Here is a 16,369-nt window from a genome sequence, read left to right as displayed (position 1 = left end):
AATATCATAAATGAAATAATAAATAATAAAGATGCATTAGTAGATTATGACTTTAATCATTTTATTATTTTTATTAATTCTAAATAAATATGTTTGCAAAAAAATAAATTATATGTTTAGCAAATATCTTTCTTTAGGTCTTCTGGGACTTATCATTAATGTAAAAGCTCAAAACTGCACACCACAAACTGCGGGTGCTGCAATTGGGAATAATGGTTGCGTGAGTTTAACTTATCAAAATCAAAGTGTTTCTTATAAAACCGTTAGAGCAGCTGATGGAAACGAATGGCTACAGCAAAACCTCGGAAGTTCAAACGTAGCGACAAGCATTGCTGATGAAGGCGCACGTGGCGATTACTTCCAGTATGGGCGTTGGGATGACGGTCATCAGTTAAAAACTTCTGCAACCAGCGAAACTTACCCAACACCAAATAATCCACTTGGTTTAGGATCCGGAACTTCAACTTTTTACATCGGCGGTGGTTCGCCATGGAACTCTAATTATACAGGTTGGTTCGCAAACCCAAATCAAAATGATACCTGGTCGGCAAAAAACCTTTCTGAGGTGACAGAACACAACGGCATCGATCCTTGCAAAGCTATTGGTGACAACTGGCAAATGCCGTCCGAAGCAGATTGGGATCTTGTAATGCAAAAAGAAAACATTTTCCCAAAACCAGCTGGAGCTACAACCGGAGGAATGCAGAGAGGCTTTGAAAGCAATCTGAAAATAGCCGGAGCCGGAGCTCGTAAAGAATCAGTGTTTTCTTTCGAAGGACAACGCGCTTACATCTGGACAAAATCTCCAAGTGCCAACCCAAATTTTTACCGGTATGCCTATTTGGGAACGTCATCTCTTAGCACAACAGGTTTTGGTGGTGATGCGAAGAGCTTTGGCTATTCTGTAAGATGTGTGAACAAATCCAATAATACTTTGGCTGTTAATGATTACTCTAAAGTTGATTTTAGTTTTGGACCAAATCCTGCAGACAAATTCATCAAAATCAACACAGAAAATGCTATTAAGTCTGTAGAAGTTTTATCCATCACAGGACAGAAACTTTCTGAAACCAAAGAAAATACCGTTGATGTTTCTCGTTTGGCAAAGGGAAATTACTTAATCATAATTACTCTTGAAAATGGTAAAACGATAACGAAGAAGTTTACTAAGAAATAACTTTTTTAGAATTAATTGAGCGAAAGCTCACATCAGTTTATGGTCGGAAGTAAAATCTTCCGGCTATTTTGTTTTAGAATCAAAAGAGCACATAAAATTGATTTTCAGTATTTTTTAGAAGATTATATTTAGATATTTATTAGATATCATTGCCGAAATTAATTCGACAATGACACTTAATAAATTCGTTTTTAAACTTTGTGAAAAATTACTAGTTAGTAAAATTTAATTAAAAGCATTATCATAAGCCATCGATGAAAAATCGATTTTCAACATTGCTTGGGAATCTATTGGATTTTCGTTGCATTTTGCGGGCGTCCAGGTTTTATTGACTTTTTTGGCAGCTTCTTTCAGATCATTAAGAAATGGTTCACTGTTGGCTACTTTTGGCCCTGCTTCAAGTTTTGAGAGAACACCATCTTTTGTAATATCCATTTTTACAAAGAACAAACCGTTGATCACGTAGGTTTTCCAGTTCACGTTTTCCATTAGTTTTTCTTTCAGTTCTTTGATGTAGGCATCAGAACCTCCGGGGTATTTTAAGCTTTTGAATTTTGCAGGATCGCAGGAATTATCTTTGATTTGATAGATTCCACGTACGTTGTAAGCAACAGAACTGAGGGAGTTGTCCATCATTGGAATATCGATGTTCATTGCTTCTTCAACATCATTATTGGCTTGAGCAAAAGCAAGAGAGCTTACCAATAAACTAAATGAAAGTAATAGTGATCTCATAGAATTTGATTTAAAATAAATAAAAGAAATTTTGTGCCAAAATGTTTCTGATTAGCAATTATTTACAAAACTTCAATCTGATTTTTCAATAGATCTTCAAACTCATCTCTTTTTCTGATGAGGTGCGCTTTTCCATCCAGAAACATTACTTCTGCAGGTTTCAATCTCGAATTGAAATTGGAACTCATCTCAAAACCATAGGCGCCCGCATTTCTGAAAACCAAAACATCGCCTTCTCTCACCTCATTTATTTTTCTGTCCCAAGCGAAAGTGTCTGTCTCACAGATGTTTCCGACAACGGTGTAAATCCTTTCCGCACCTTTGGGATTCGATAAGTTTTCGATAATGTGATAAGAATCGTAGAACATCGGACGAATCAAATGGTTAAAACCAGAATTCACGCCTACAAAAACTGTCGCGGTTGTTTGCTTGATGACATTTGATTTTACCAAGAAATGACCGCTGTCACTCACCAAAAATTTCCCTGGCTCAAACCAAAGCTGGAATTTCTTCCCGGATTCTTCCTCGTATTTTTTGATGGATGCATTTACTTTTTTTCCAAGAGATTTCACATCCGTTTCGATGTCACCTTCTTGATAAGGCACTTTGAAACCGCTTCCCATATCCAGATATTTCAAATTCGGGAAATGTTCTGCCAGTTCAAACATAATCTCAAGACCTTGGATGAAAACATCTGGGTCTTTGATTTCGCTTCCCGTGTGCATATGAAGACCTTCCACATTAAGGTTTGTCGATTTCATCACACGCTCGATATGACGCATTTGGTGAATCGAAATCCCGAATTTGGAATCAATATGTCCTGTCGAGATTTTGTGATTCCCTCCAGCATAAATGTGTGGATTGATTCTCACAAAAATCGGATAAGAACCTCCGAATTTGTTTCCAAATTGCTCAAGAATCGAAATGTTATCGATGTTGATATGAACTTTATGAGACATTGCTTCCTCGATCTCAGCCAAATCCACACAGTTTGGCGTGAATAGAATTCTGTCGTTGGAGAAACCAGCTTTCAAGCCCAATTTCACTTCGTTGATAGAAACGCAATCCAAAGAAGCGCCCAGTTTTTCTACGTACTTCAGGATATTGATGTTGGTCAGAGCCTTTGCGGCGTAGAAAAAACGCGTGGTCTTCGAGAAAGAAGACGTCAGCTTTTTATACTGCTCGCTGATGGAATTAACGTCATAAACATATACGGGCGTCCCGAATTCTTTTGCTATACTTAGCAAGTCCTGATTGGTCATAATCGTAGATTTTTAAAAATAAAAAGGCAGATTCTTATATAAAGAGTCTGCCACAATAGATATCTTATGCATGCAACTCCTTAGACATTCCAAACCTTAGAGAACCTTACAGCTCCCTTTTTTCCGATTTTGCTTTGTTTAAAATATTGCATTGCTTGTTGTTAATAAATTTTGGCAAAATTAGAGTTTATCTGTAAATCTCGCAATTTTTGGATTGATTTTTATTTTTGGCAGCTATTGACCTTGTCGAAAGTTATTTTTTGAAAATTAATAAGGCAGCTTTATCCGCCTTCCGTTCCCAATCTTTTTGCCGAGGCTTTTCCAGCCACAAAAAAGGATTTCCACTCAAGTCGGGCTGCGAGATTAGGTATATTATAAATGATGTCAGTAAATTTTATAGTTCCCGTATTCTTTTTTATACTCAAGATTTAAATTCAAGTAAATCAATGAGTCACTTTTTATTATAAATTTTGAATTATTAAATTCTGTGAAAATTTTGGAATTAGGTTTTGGATTACAATTTTTCATTGTTGTTTTCATTGATTCGAAAGTTTCTTTTTCATTTAACGAAAAGTCATCAATATATAAACATTCATTTGGTCTGAGAGAATTCAATATCAAAGTATCTTTATTTTTCCTCCATAAACCTTCAGAATAAATTTGAGTTATATGTCCCGATTCAGAATACTTGAACTCATTATTTTTTAATAAAGTCAAAGTAGCATTAGAATAAGGATATCTTACAACTTTCCAGTCACGAACAAATTCTTCATCTTTATGAAGTTTATTATCAACCGATTTTGAACAATCAAAAAAGGTTGTGAAAAGAATAAATAAAGTAAAAAACTGCAGAATTCTTTTCATTGAATTTTATTTTTCTGGAAGCGGAGAAACCTCAAACTCATTCCTCAAAAGTGCCAACTGCAAATCATTCTGCAAATCCTGAGAGAATCTGGAAACAGGCAACATCAGTTTTTTAATTTTATCCAAAGATTGGATTTGATGATACAAATCGTAAAATCCAAAACCTGTCAGTTTTCCGTTTTCTAAAATGAGAAAAGATTTTTCGCCCAAAGTTCTTCCGGATGAAGTCCAGATTTCGTTTCTCTTTTTAAGGTTAATTTTCTGCGTGAATTCCTCAAAATTCTCTTTCAGTTCCGGTTTGGATTTGATGTAATTAATGGCTTTCAAACCCTGCGTAAAACTTTTGAATCTCAAATAAGGTTTCTCTTCCTGTTCTTTTTTGATTTTCTCAAGAATGTATTTGTTATTTCTGTTAAACAATCCAAATGGCAAAGGTTGTCTTTTATTAATGCCTTTGTTCTGCACCATCAGTTTGGCAATCAGGTCGGTTCCCGTTAATTCATAAGAAGTCAGAACTGCATCTTCCTGAATGTTTTTATACTTTCTGGAATCTGATTCGAGGATTTTTTTGGCCGATTTGTAGAGATCTTCTACCACATCGGAATAAATAATTGTTCCTTCAGAATTTTGAAAATAGAGAATTCCGCGTTCGTTCGGAAGATCTTCTGTCAATAACTGGATTTTATTGAGATAACTTTTTGCGTGATTCTGTTCGTGTTGAGATTGGATGATTTCATTGGATTTATCCTTAATCATCAATAACTTAAACAGGTCTAAAGTCGCTCTCGCATCACCACTTGCTCTGTGCGCTTCTGTCAAAGGAATTCCGATTGATTTGCAAAGCTTGCTCAAGGAATAACTTTTCTCCTCGGGAATCAATTTTTTAGCTAAAGGAATGGTGTCTAAAGTATTGATTTTGAAATCGTAACCAAGTCGTTTGAATGATTGGCGAAGCATCCGATAATCGAAATCAATATTGTGGCCAACCAAAGTTGAATCTTGTGTTATTTCTACCACACGTTTGGCAATCTCGTGAAATTTCGGAGCGGTCAAAACCATTTTTGATGAGATTCCTGTCAACTTTTGGACAAAAGCCGAGATCTCATCTTCCGGATTCACGAGCGAGATAAACTGGTCTGTAATCTCGTGACCGTCAAAACGATAGACCGCAATTTCTATGATGCTTTCCTTCCGGAAAGGAGCGCCGTTACTTTCTATATCTATTACTGAATACATCTGCATTTATGCGATCTGCACTTATTTAATTATCTTTTTTTACTGAACATTCCCAAAATAAACTTTGCGCCTTCTCTTGCTAAAGTATTCAGAAATGTTTTTCCTGCTCGGCTTTCAATGACTTGCTCAAACATTCCGGGCTCTTCTTTGGTTTGTGCAGCTCTTTCTCTTGTTGGTGTCGGAATTGCGGTTTGTGTGAGTTCTTCTATTCTTTTATTGAGAATCTCGTAGGCACTTTTTTTATCGATGTTCTCCTCATATTTTCTGACTAATTCAGAGTTTCTTGTCAATTCATCAATTTCCGATGAGGTCAAAATATCCATTCTACTTTCCGGCGAAATCAGGTAAGTTTGGACTAGCGGCGTTGGAATTCCTTTCTCATCAAGAGCTGTTACAAAAGCCTCTCCAATTCCGAGACTTTGGATCAATTGGCTGGCGTTATAAAATTCTGTCGTTGGATAATTCTCAACTGCTTTATCGATTTCCTTTTTATCTTTTCCAGTGAAACCTCTCAAGGCGTGCTGGATTTTAAGACCTAATTGACTTAAAATATTTTCAGGAACATCGCCAGGAATTTGAGTAATGAAATAGATTCCGATTCCTTTAGATCTGATTAATTTAACCATCGTTTCAATCTGAGAAAGCAAAGTTTTGGAAGCTTCATTGAAAAGTAAATGTGCTTCATCAATAAATAAAACCAACTTCGGTTTTCCGCTGTCGCCTTCCTCAGGGAAAGTCATATAGATTTCCGCAAACAATGATAAAATAAAGGTTGAGAAGAGATTCGGTTTGCTTTGTATATCATCCACACGGAAAATATTCACAACGCCTTTTCCGTCTCTGGTCTTTAAAAGATCTTCAACATCAAAACTTGGTTCTCCGAAAAAAGTTGCTGCACCTTGCTGTTCCATCGCAACAATTGATCTCAAAATTGCGCCCAAAGATGCCGGAGCAATCGAGCCATAATTATCAGCCAATTCCTTTTTGCCAATCGGATTATCCGTCACATACTGAAGCACTTTTTTTAAATCATTCAAATCTACCAAAGGCAAAGCTTTGTCATCAGAATATTTGAAAACGATAGACATAATACTTTGCTGAGTATCATTGAGACCAAGGATTTTGCTTAATAAAATCGGCCCGAATTCCAGAACTGTCGCTCTCAGTTTCACACCTTTTGCGCCGGAAATTGTCATCAGTTCTACCGGGAAATTCTGTGGCGAATATGGTAAACCTGTTTTAGAATATCGCTCTTTGATGTTGTCGTTTTCTGTTCCGCTTTCAGCGATTCCGGAAAGATCACCTTTGATGTCCATTACCAAAGTCGGGATTCCTGCGTGAGACAATTGCTCTACGAAAACTTGTAGTGTTTTGGTCTTTCCGGTTCCTGTTGCACCTGCAATCAAACCGTGTCTGTTGACGGTTTTCAGAGGAATTGAAACATTAACTTCTGTTACTATTTCGCCGTCCAGCATTCCTTTTCCAAGGATGATGTGGTCGCCTTTTGGGTTGTATTTTGAATTGAGATCGGTTATGAATTTTTCTTTATCAGCCATCGTTTGGTTTTTCAATCCTTAAATTTAAAAATAATTTTCAGAAACGGTTTTAAAACTTCAACTTATTACATATCAATCCTAAGTTTTTATTCGATATAAATTATCTTTGCAATCAAATGCCATTCTATGCGCGCTTACAACACAAAAAATTTCCTGAAAATCCTCGTCAGTCTTCATAAAACTGATACGTTGAGTATTCTGTTCCCGACAATGTTGCTGGTTGGCGTTTATTCGTACGGGATGTATTTTCTTGAGATAGAATATCTGCACCTCACTTCCAAATCTACCGTCAGTCATATCGGAATGCTGCATTCTCTGCTTGGGTTTGTTTTGTCTTTGTTGTTGGTTTTCAGAACCAATACAGCTTATGACCGTTGGTGGGAAGGCCGAAAACTTTGGGGAAAACTGGTGAATGACAGCCGGAATTTTATGATCAAAATGAGTAGTATTCTGGATGACAAAGATGTGAAGACCAAAACTCAGATCGCAAGATATCTTAAGTTTTTCCCACATTTGCTGGCCACTCATCTTTCAAAGGAATCTACCAGGTTGGTTCTGGATGAAGATTTCACAGACCTCAAAAAAGAACTGAAACATCATCCGCCCACAGAATTGATTTACCTGTTGATGAAGAAACTCTTTCATTTGAAAAAAGAAGGTAAGATCTCGGAAACGGAAATGCTCTTCCTGGATTCTCAATTGTCTGGATTTCTGGATGTTTGTGGCGGTTGTGAGAGAATAAAAAACACTCCAATTCCTTATTCTTATTCATCTTTTATTAAGAAATTTATCGTCTTCTACGTTTTGGCTTTGCCTGTTGCAAATGTTGTAAATCTTGGTTTCTTTATGATACCGATTACCATGTTTGTCTATTATGTATTGATGAGTCTGGAACTGATTGCAGAAGAAATAGAAGATCCGTTCAATAATGATGAAAATGACATCCCGATGGAATCTATCGCACAAAATATCGAAAGAAACATCGATTTAATTTTAAATAAATCTTGATCGTGATAAAAAAATTAAAACTCGAAGAATTAGGAAGAATTGATTTAGAAACTTTCAAAAATACAGCGAAGATTCCGCTTGTGATCATCCTGGACAGCGTGAGAAGTATGCACAATGTCGGGGCCATCTTCCGAACTGGTGATGCTTTTCTGATTGAGAAAGTTGTCTTGTGTGGCATCACACCCCAACCGCCTCACCGCGAAATCCACAAAGCAGCACTAGGCGCAACGGAAAGTGTTGACTGGATTTATGAGCAAGACATTAATATTGCTATAGAAAATCTTAAGAAAGAAAATTTCAATATTATTGGGATTGAGCAAACTTCCGACAGCCAGAAGATTTCTGATTTTGAAATTAAATCTGATGAAAAATATGCTTTAATCCTAGGAAATGAAGTGGACGGAATCAGTGATGAAGCTTTGCCGAATGTTGATGTGTTTTTGGAAATTCCTCAATTGGGAACCAAGCATTCTCTCAACGTAAGTGTTTGTGGCGGAATCGTGATTTGGGAATTTGCGAAAAACTTAAAATAAAACTAAAAACTATGAATAACGAAAATGTAAACAAAGTCTTTGACTTGTACGTCAAAAAATCTTACAGTTCGGAAATTGAAAAATATTTGAACTCTTTGAATGTTTCTGATGAAGAAAAACAAGAAATTAAACAGGTTGCCTATGAAAAGTACACAGATTATAGTGTGAATAAATTGGTTGCCAAAAATAAATTTTATTTGATTTTATCTGTGTTTTCGGCTGTTGTTTTGCTTTTTATATTTTTTTTTATAGTTCCGAAGCAAAATATCAATAATGATTTTTTTTACTCAATTAGCGGAAGTGTTCTGATTTGTTTTTCTCTTTATTGCTCTTTTCTGTTTCTCACATCCATTGATAAAGAAAAAATGAGACCAGTTACCCATAGTCAAACCTATGACTATGGAGCCTTTTTTACATTATTTTTTGCGCTAGGAATAATTCCCGGAGCTTTATTCTATTTTTTTATCTCTTCAACCATAGAAAGCGGACAAGAAAAAATCTTGGAAGAGACCAAGGTTTTTACAACAGCAACAGTTGTGGATGGAGCATCTGTAGATAGAACCAGCTTGAAAGGAAGAACTTCTAACACGACATACATTATTGTAGAATTCGAGAATAAAAAAGGAGAAAAAGTTAAAAGAAAGATAGACATAAGCAAAAATGAATTCCGTGATTTTGGAAAAGATCAGGAAGTAAATTTGATATATTCCAGTGTTAATGATTATAATATTAAAGTTTTAAACAAAGATGCTGACTTGGCAAAATATACAAATTCTCAGCAAAGAGATTTTACGTTTAGCGATTTAGTTTCTCTTATTCGTGAAAAAGATGTTTTAAAAGTTCTTAATAACATTAGATATGGCTGGAAGGATCATGCTCCTGAAGAGTGGATTAATGAAAAAGATCAGTCGGTAATTAAGAGGGGAAATAATGAATTGATTTATTTTGGAAGCAACGAGGATTACTATAATTTCACAAGGAATATCGAGGCAGGTTACCGTGAGATTACTGATTCGAATTCCAAGACAGCGATGCTTCCTTTCGGAAATAAAACCTTTGAAAATGACCAGTACAAAATTATCGTAGAGCAATTGGTTGAAAATGGTCAGCCAGTTAATACAATTGTGAATATTATTCCAAAAGAAAACAATTTGCCCATTAAATAAAAAAACTGCAAACACAATGAAGTGTTGCAGTTTGAAATAAATCTAATAAAAAGTAAAAATGAAAGGCGACAAAGATATATTTTTTGTTTAATACAATGCAATACTTTTCATAAAATTTTATAATTTTTTTTAAAACCTTTTCTCCGTAAGGATTTTTTGTAAATTAGCATAATGTTTATAAAAGACTACATTTCCAAAGATTATCCCGCTTTTGGCGACAGAGACTCTATAGAAGAAGCTTCTGAAGTTGCAAAAGAGTTTGGGTATTCCCACGTTTTCATTGTGAACAAAGGCGTTTTCCTCGGCGGACTCAGCCAGTCTTTCCTGGAAGACAGTCCGGAAGGAAATTTGGACAGTCTTAATATTCACTACGAAAGATTCGCTATTATAGAAGACAGCAGTTTACTGGACAGCATCAAGCTTTTCCACACCTTCAATGCAAATGTGATTCCCGTGATTTCCAAAGAAGAAAAATATCTGGGTTACATCTCCTGTGATGACATCTTCAATGAATTTTCAAAATATCCCTTGTTTTCCGAAAACGGAGCGATTCTTACGATTCAAACGACTGGTCTACATTATTCTATGACGGAGATTTCTCAGATCGTGGAAAGCAACAATGCGAAAATCTACGGAACTTTTATCAGCGCCATCAAGGAAGACAGCATAGAAATAACACTCAAAATCAGCAATGAAAACCTGAGTTCTATTGATGAAACCTTTGAAAGATATGGTTACAATATAGTTAATAAACATTACGACGACGAGAAAGAAGAACTGTTGAAAGATCGTTTCGGGTTTTTTCAGAAATTTTTGGAGATTTAATTTATGAAGGCAGCTATCTATTCTCAAAAAAAAGACCTTGATACGTTTCTGTATCTCAACAAATTCATTTCTGAATTGGTACTCCGGGATGTGAAAGTAGTTTTGCATTCGGAAATGGCTGAAAAACTGAATTTCTCAAAAGATTTCGAAACATTTTCCTGTAAAGAAGAACTTAGAAGTAAAAACGTCAATATCGTCTTTAGCTTTGGTGGCGATGGAACCATTCTCAATGCATTGACTTTTATCCAGGATTTGGAGATTCCGATTATAGGTGTGAATACAGGGCGACTGGGATTTTTGGCTAATTTCAGAAAAGACCAGATTTTTGATGAGCTGGATTCTATTATTCTTGATAAAAATTACAACATCAGCGAGCGTTCTGTCATCAAAATCACTACTGATAATCCTAATGTCATTGATTTTCCTTTTGCTTTGAATGACGTCAGCCTTTCCAGAAAAGAAACGACATCAATGATTACTGTGGAATCTTATATTAATGAAGAATTCCTGAATGTATTCTGGGGCGACGGACTGATTGTTTCTACACCAACGGGTTCTACAGCGTACTCTTTAAGTTGTGGTGGACCAATCATTTCTCCGGCAAATGACAATTTCGTCATCACGCCAATTGCGCCTCACAATCTAAACGTTCGTCCACTCATTGTAAAAGATGATGCGAAAATTAAACTGATTGTCAAAAGCCGTGTAGAGCAATATACTTTGGCTTTGGATTCCAGGCTTTATCACATGGAGATCGGCAGTGAAATCAATATTGAAAAAGCCGATTTCTCACTGTTTCTTATCAAACCGAAAAATTTCAGTTTCTATGAGACCATTCGCCAGAAATTGCTTTGGGGGAATGATAAGAGGAATTAATGAAAATATTAGTCATAACATAAGACTGAAAATTCGAAACTTAAAATTGTTAATAAATTTGTAACTTTACCGTTCAAAAAAAATCTTAAAAATATAATCAAAATGAGCAGAAAATTTCCGGCAGGAGTTGCCACTGGTTCTTTAGTAACAGAAATATTCGATTATGCAAAAGAGAAGCAGTTTGCGCTTCCGGCAGCTAATGTAATAGGGTCTAGTAATGTAAACGCAACTTTGGAAACTGCTGCGAAACTGAACGCACCTGTAATCATCCAGTTCTCAAACGGAGGATCTATCTTCAACGCTGGAAAAGGTCTCAATAATGATAATCAAAGAGCGGCAGTTCTAGGAGCTGTTGCCGGAGCTAAACATATCCACACTTTGGCAGAAGCTTACGGAGCAACTGTAATTTTGCATACAGACCATTGCGCCAAGAAATTGTTACCATGGATTGACGGTCTTTTAGATGCAAGTGAAGAATTCTACAAACAAAACGGAAAGTCTCTTTATTCTTCTCACATGTTGGATTTCTCTGAGGAGCCAATTGAAGAAAACCTTGAGCTTTCTGCAAAATATTTCGAGAGAATGGCGAAAATGGAAATGACGCTTGAGATCGAATTAGGCGTAACCGGAGGAGAAGAAGATGGTGTTGACAATTCTGACGTTGACAGCTCAAAACTTTACACTCAGCCGGAAGAAGTAGCACACGCTTACGAAGTTCTGAAAAACATCTCTGACAATTTCACAATTGCGGCAGCTTTCGGAAACGTACACGGTGTTTACAAACCAGGAAACGTAAAATTGACGCCGAAAATCCTTGACAATTCTCAGAAGTATGTTCAGCAGAAATTCGGATTGGGAGAGAAACCGGTGAATTTTGTATTCCACGGTGGATCTGGTTCTACTTTAATGGAAATCCGTGAGGCAATCGGTTACGGTGTTGTGAAAATGAACATCGATACAGATTTGCAATTCGGTTACACTGAAGGCATCAGAGATTATATGACAGAGCAGATCGAGTATCTACGTCATCAAATCGGAAACCCAACCGGAGCAGATTCGCCAAACAAGAAATTCTACGATCCAAGAGTTTGGGTAAGAAAAGGAGAAGAAACTTATATTAAAAGATTGACTCAGGCTTTCGAAGATCTGAACAATATTAATACACTTTAATTTATTTGTAAAAAGTAACAAGTACAAAGTATAATGTATCTTGCTTTGTACTTTTTACTTTGTACATTCTACATAATACACAGAAAATGGCATTTGATTGGTTTAAAAGGAAAGGGCAAAATATTACCACTTCTACAGAAGACAAAAAGGACGTTCCAAAAGGACTTTGGCACAAAACGCCAACTGGAAAAATTATAGAAGCTGAAGAACTGAAGGCTAATAATTTTGTTTCTCCGGAAGATGGTTTCCACGTAAGAATCGGGAGCAGAGAATATTTCGATATGCTTTTTGATGATCAGAAATTCAAGGAATTGGATGCTGATGTGGAAAGTGTTGATATTCTTAAATTTAAGGATACAAAATCTTACACAGACCGTTTGAAAGAAGTAAAAGCCAAAACCAAACTGACAGATTCTATCCGCAATGCGACAGGAAAAGTGAACGGTGTGGAAATGGTAATTTCCTGTATGGATTTTGCTTTCATCGGTGGATCTTTGGGTTCTGTGATGGGCGAAAAAATCCGCAGAGCGATTGATTATTGCATCAAAAATAGACTGCCTTACATGATCATCTGCCAATCAGGCGGCGCAAGAATGCAGGAAGCAGCTTATTCACTGATGCAGCTGGCGAAAGTTCAGGCAAAGTTGGTTCAGCTTTCTGATGCTGGTTTACCTTACATCGCTTATTTAACGGATCCAACTTTTGGTGGAATTACGGCTTCTTTTGCAATGACTGCAGATTTAATTATCGCAGAACCAAGCGCTTTGATCGGATTTGCAGGACCAAGAGTGATTCGTGAAACCATAGGTAAAGATTTGCCGGAAGGTTTCCAAACATCTGAGTTTTTGCAGGAAAAAGGTTTTGTAGATTTCATCGTGAAAAGAACTGAAATCAAACAGCAAGTTTCAAGAGCAGTAAAACTTTTGATCCACGAATATCATTAATCAAATTATTAAACTAAAAATATACTCTCTCAAATCTGGGAGAGTTTTTTATTGATGAGATTTATAGGCATTTTTTTTCGAGCATTAAAATCATTAACCTTTAATAAATTATTGAAGGTTTTTTCGATTGGAATCATGCATCCATTGTTTGCGTTTCTTTACACTTATGCAAGCCTAAAAGCTTTCAAAATTGCAAAGGAACTGTATCCGGAAAGTAATTCTAACAGTGGCATCGGAAACGCTTTCCGACACGCTTATTGGTGCTGTATTATTATGATGTACTTCTGCAAGGTTTCATCACCTGCAAAATCATTAAAATGGTGCAAAAGACTGACAGACATGCACGAAGATCTTTTCCCAAACAAACCTTTGGAAACCAAAATGGATCTTCATAATAATCAATTGGGGATGGATTATTTTATGAGTCTATTGCCCGGTGTTCACCGTCAGTTTTTCGAAAGTACTTTTTTTATTGATGAACTTCAGAAGAAGACAAAAGATGCGGTTTTGATAACATCGGTTGATGATAAGGTTGATAAAGATATTTTGATCTATTTGGAATAAAAACGAGCAGATTTTGAATGGTAATGGCCGGGGGAAATTCTGACTATGATTATTTCATTAGCAAGATTTATTTCCTAGATAGTTTTACTAGATATTGATCATTCTGATCTTCGAAGATCAATTCTGAGTTCCAGCCTTCTTCCGAAGTAATTTTTTCTAAAGTTCTAAAATCCAGATAAAGCCATTTGAACCAATCTGTGACTTCCTTTTGATATTCATATCGGCAGGTGACTTCACCGTAATATTGATCTCTCGGAAGAACATCGTCTTCATACATATAACTAATATCAGAAGAATCAAAAATTAAAATTCCATTTTCATTAAGCAAAGTTTCTGCTTTTCTGAGGAATTTTCTGAAGCCAGATAAATCACCACACAATCCGATTCCGTTCATCAAAAGCAAAAGCGTCTCGAATTTTCCTTCATTAAATTTGAAAATATCTTCACAAACCACATTTTTCAAGCCTCGGTCTTCCATCACTTCACAAGCTGCAGGAGAAATTTCCAAGCCAACAACATCCAGATTTCTATTTTGAAGCATCAAAGCATGGCTTCCTGCGCCAGCGCCAATATCCAGAATTTTTCCTTTGCACAGATCAAGTGCTTTCTTCTCCAGAACAGGTAATTGTTTTTCGGTCCGGAAATACACGGAAATTGGCATCTCCACTTTCGGTCCAAAAGTATCGTGAACATAGAGTTTTCCTCTGCTGGTTTTGTAGTGAAAATTTTTGATGGCAAGTCCGGGAAGATCAATCATAGTAATAAAAACTTGCTGCAAAGATAAAATTAATAAAAAAAGCATCCAGATCTCTCTGAACACTTTTTTTCGTCATTCGGAACTTTCATTCTGAATGCTCAATACAAATGTACCTTTTATTTAGTTCATATAAAATGAACCATGGTTAAGAAATTCGCTTTCTGATTCTGCTGAGTGCCTGAGGTGTAATTCCCATAAATGTAGCAATGTGTTTCAGTGGAATCAGCTGGAAAAGATCGGGTTCCTCTTTCAGCAATTTCAAATATCTCTCTTCGGCAGATTCGCTTAAGTAAGAAAATTCTTTATTAAGTTTTGCTAAATAGATATTTTCGATTGTCAATCTGCCGATGAGATTTCCTACTGGAGAAGTTCTGTAAACCTCCTGAAGATCATCATAATGAATTTGCCAGACTACCATATCTGTCAATGCTTCCACATTGCACCTGGAAGGCGATCTTTGCAGAAAAGAATCATAAGAGGTAAGATATTGATATTTAAAAACAAATCTTGTCGTGAGTTCTTTGTTTTCCTTTACAAAAAAAAGCCTTGCTACTCCTACTTCTACGAAGGATAGATAGTTTTCAACTTCGCCTTCTTTCAGAATCAAATCTTTTTTCCTGTATTCTTTTCTAACGTTCTTGCTCCTGTAAATTTCCCAGTTTTCTTCTGTAAGTGGAATTTTTTTAGAGAGCAGAAATTGTTTCATAAACTCCATCCGGTTTCTATTTATAAACGGAATTCAGTTCGTTGATGTATTCGTAAGCTGTTAAATCAAATTTTACCGGAACGATGCTGATAAATCCGTTTGCCAAAGCTGTTTCGTCTGCATCTTCGGACTCATCCATGTTGTTGAAATAGCCAGTCAGCCAGTAGTACTTTTTGCCGTGCGGATTGGTTCTTTCATCAAAGCTTTCTTCCCATTTTGCATTTGCCTGTTTACAGATTTTGATACCTTTTATTTCATCTTTTTTAAGGTTTGGAATATTCACATTTAGCACAACACCTTTCGGCATTGGGTTTTCCAAGGTTTTGAGGATAATTTCTTTTATGAATTCTTCTGCCTGATCAAAATCTGCTTCCCATTTCAAATCGGAAAGAGAAAATCCGATCGCCGGCAAACCTTCTACGCCAGCTTCCACAGCGGCAGACATCGTTCCTGAGTAAATAACATTAATGGAAGAATTAGACCCATGATTGATTCCTGAAACCACGATATCCGGTCTTCTTGGAAGGATTTTATCCAAAGCCATTTTCACACAGTCTACAGGCGTTCCGGAACAGGAAAAATCTTTTTGAGGTCCATCAAGATTCAGTTCTTCAAAGCTCAACGTTGAATTGATCGTGATGGCGTGTCCTTTTCCACTTTGTGGAGAATTGGGAGCAACTACAATGACGTCTCCAATTTGGTTAACAATACTTATTAGTTTTCTAATTCCCGGCGCCGTAATTCCATCATCATTGGTTACCAGTATCAATGGTTTGCTCATAAAATTTATTTTATATTTTTTCGCTTTTTGCGAGATTTTCAAAATTATCTCAAAAATAACCAATTTATAATGAGTAAAATAAAATAAGGTGTTAAATTTGGTTTCGTTTTTGAATACCAACGTAACATTCAAAAGAAAATTTTGACTAATCAAAACTAAAGATTAAACAACTTTTCATATTTTTATATCATCTCGGAAATTTATCTTGC

Annotated in this window: 17 protein-coding genes; 9 read left to right on the top strand and 8 right to left on the bottom strand. The window is 36.1% G+C overall.

The features are described 5' to 3' along the window. Positions 1-112: 112 nt before the first annotated feature. A complete protein-coding gene (locus OPU68_RS00560) occupies positions 113-1,177 on the top strand; it encodes a T9SS type A sorting domain-containing protein (RefSeq protein ID WP_498471996.1) in 1,065 nt (354 codons plus the stop codon). Positions 1,178-1,402: 225 nt separating this feature from the next. Here OPU68_RS00560 and OPU68_RS00555 read toward each other — a convergent pair whose 3' ends face one another. The 5 genes from OPU68_RS00555 to OPU68_RS00535 all read right to left on the bottom strand — a co-directional run bounded on the left by OPU68_RS00555 (position 1,403) and on the right by OPU68_RS00535 (position 6,830). After that, the gene (locus tag OPU68_RS00555; protein ID WP_498471994.1) at positions 1,403-1,912 is read right to left on the bottom strand and encodes a hypothetical protein; all 510 of its coding nucleotides are present in this window, start codon (positions 1,910-1,912) and stop codon (positions 1,403-1,405) included. 62 nt (positions 1,913-1,974) lie between these two features. Continuing rightward, complete coding sequence (gene lysA, locus OPU68_RS00550; protein WP_274275800.1) at positions 1,975-3,174, bottom strand: diaminopimelate decarboxylase; 1,200 nt, start codon at positions 3,172-3,174, stop codon at positions 1,975-1,977. Between the two features lie 384 nt (positions 3,175-3,558). Further along, positions 3,559-4,038, bottom strand: coding sequence for a hypothetical protein (locus OPU68_RS00545; RefSeq protein WP_498471993.1), 480 nt, complete (start codon positions 4,036-4,038; stop codon positions 3,559-3,561). A gap of 6 nt (positions 4,039-4,044) precedes the next feature. Then, positions 4,045-5,274 carry a 3'-5' exonuclease gene (locus OPU68_RS00540; RefSeq protein ID WP_498471992.1) on the bottom strand — a complete coding sequence of 410 codons (1,230 nt, stop codon included), beginning with the start codon at positions 5,272-5,274 and terminating at the stop codon, positions 4,045-4,047. A 29-nt stretch (positions 5,275-5,303) separates the two neighbouring features. Further along, entirely contained in the window at positions 5,304-6,830 is a 1,527-nt protein-coding gene (locus tag OPU68_RS00535; RefSeq protein ID WP_498472331.1) for a helicase HerA-like domain-containing protein, read from the bottom strand. Between the two features lie 126 nt (positions 6,831-6,956). On the opposite strand from OPU68_RS00535, the gene OPU68_RS00530 reads away from it, so the two are divergent. From OPU68_RS00530 to OPU68_RS00495, 8 genes are all read left to right on the top strand, one after another. Next, positions 6,957-7,838 (top strand): bestrophin family protein, encoded by an 882-nt coding sequence (locus tag OPU68_RS00530; protein WP_498471991.1) that lies wholly within the window; start codon positions 6,957-6,959, stop codon positions 7,836-7,838. A gap of 2 nt (positions 7,839-7,840) precedes the next feature. Then, complete coding sequence (locus tag OPU68_RS00525) at positions 7,841-8,371, top strand: RNA methyltransferase (RefSeq protein ID WP_498471990.1); 531 nt, start codon at positions 7,841-7,843, stop codon at positions 8,369-8,371. Positions 8,372-8,382: 11 nt separating this feature from the next. After that, the gene (locus OPU68_RS00520) at positions 8,383-9,537 is read left to right on the top strand and encodes a hypothetical protein (RefSeq protein WP_498471989.1); all 1,155 of its coding nucleotides are present in this window, start codon (positions 8,383-8,385) and stop codon (positions 9,535-9,537) included. 171 nt (positions 9,538-9,708) lie between these two features. Continuing rightward, positions 9,709-10,362, top strand: a complete 654-nt coding sequence (locus OPU68_RS00515; RefSeq protein ID WP_498471988.1) for a CBS domain-containing protein — start codon at positions 9,709-9,711, stop codon at positions 10,360-10,362. Between the two features lie 3 nt (positions 10,363-10,365). Continuing rightward, positions 10,366-11,238 carry an NAD kinase gene (locus tag OPU68_RS00510; RefSeq protein WP_498471986.1) on the top strand — a complete coding sequence of 291 codons (873 nt, stop codon included), beginning with the start codon at positions 10,366-10,368 and terminating at the stop codon, positions 11,236-11,238. Between the two features lie 102 nt (positions 11,239-11,340). Beyond that, entirely contained in the window at positions 11,341-12,408 is a 1,068-nt protein-coding gene (fbaA, locus tag OPU68_RS00505; protein ID WP_498471985.1) for a class II fructose-bisphosphate aldolase, read from the top strand. Positions 12,409-12,494: 86 nt separating this feature from the next. Next, on the top strand, positions 12,495-13,352 hold the full coding sequence (gene accD, locus OPU68_RS00500; protein WP_498471984.1) for an acetyl-CoA carboxylase, carboxyltransferase subunit beta: 858 nt from the start codon (positions 12,495-12,497) through the stop codon (positions 13,350-13,352). Between the two features lie 111 nt (positions 13,353-13,463). Further along, on the top strand, positions 13,464-13,916 hold the full coding sequence (locus tag OPU68_RS00495) for a DUF6973 domain-containing protein (protein ID WP_498471983.1): 453 nt from the start codon (positions 13,464-13,466) through the stop codon (positions 13,914-13,916). Between the two features lie 67 nt (positions 13,917-13,983). On the opposite strand, the gene OPU68_RS00490 is transcribed toward OPU68_RS00495, so the two are convergent. The 3 genes from OPU68_RS00490 to surE all read right to left on the bottom strand — a co-directional run bounded on the left by OPU68_RS00490 (position 13,984) and on the right by surE (position 16,160). Further along, complete coding sequence (locus OPU68_RS00490) at positions 13,984-14,673, bottom strand: class I SAM-dependent methyltransferase (RefSeq protein ID WP_498471982.1); 690 nt, start codon at positions 14,671-14,673, stop codon at positions 13,984-13,986. Positions 14,674-14,818: 145 nt separating this feature from the next. Next, complete coding sequence (locus OPU68_RS00485) at positions 14,819-15,379, bottom strand: Crp/Fnr family transcriptional regulator (RefSeq protein ID WP_498471981.1); 561 nt, start codon at positions 15,377-15,379, stop codon at positions 14,819-14,821. A 16-nt stretch (positions 15,380-15,395) separates the two neighbouring features. After that, the gene (surE, locus tag OPU68_RS00480; protein ID WP_498471980.1) at positions 15,396-16,160 is read right to left on the bottom strand and encodes a 5'/3'-nucleotidase SurE; all 765 of its coding nucleotides are present in this window, start codon (positions 16,158-16,160) and stop codon (positions 15,396-15,398) included. Positions 16,161-16,369: the final 209 nt, after the last annotated feature.

The organism is Chryseobacterium sp. TB1-D10, from assembly GCF_059803555.1.
This window is presented reverse-complemented; position numbering and strand designations above follow the sequence as displayed.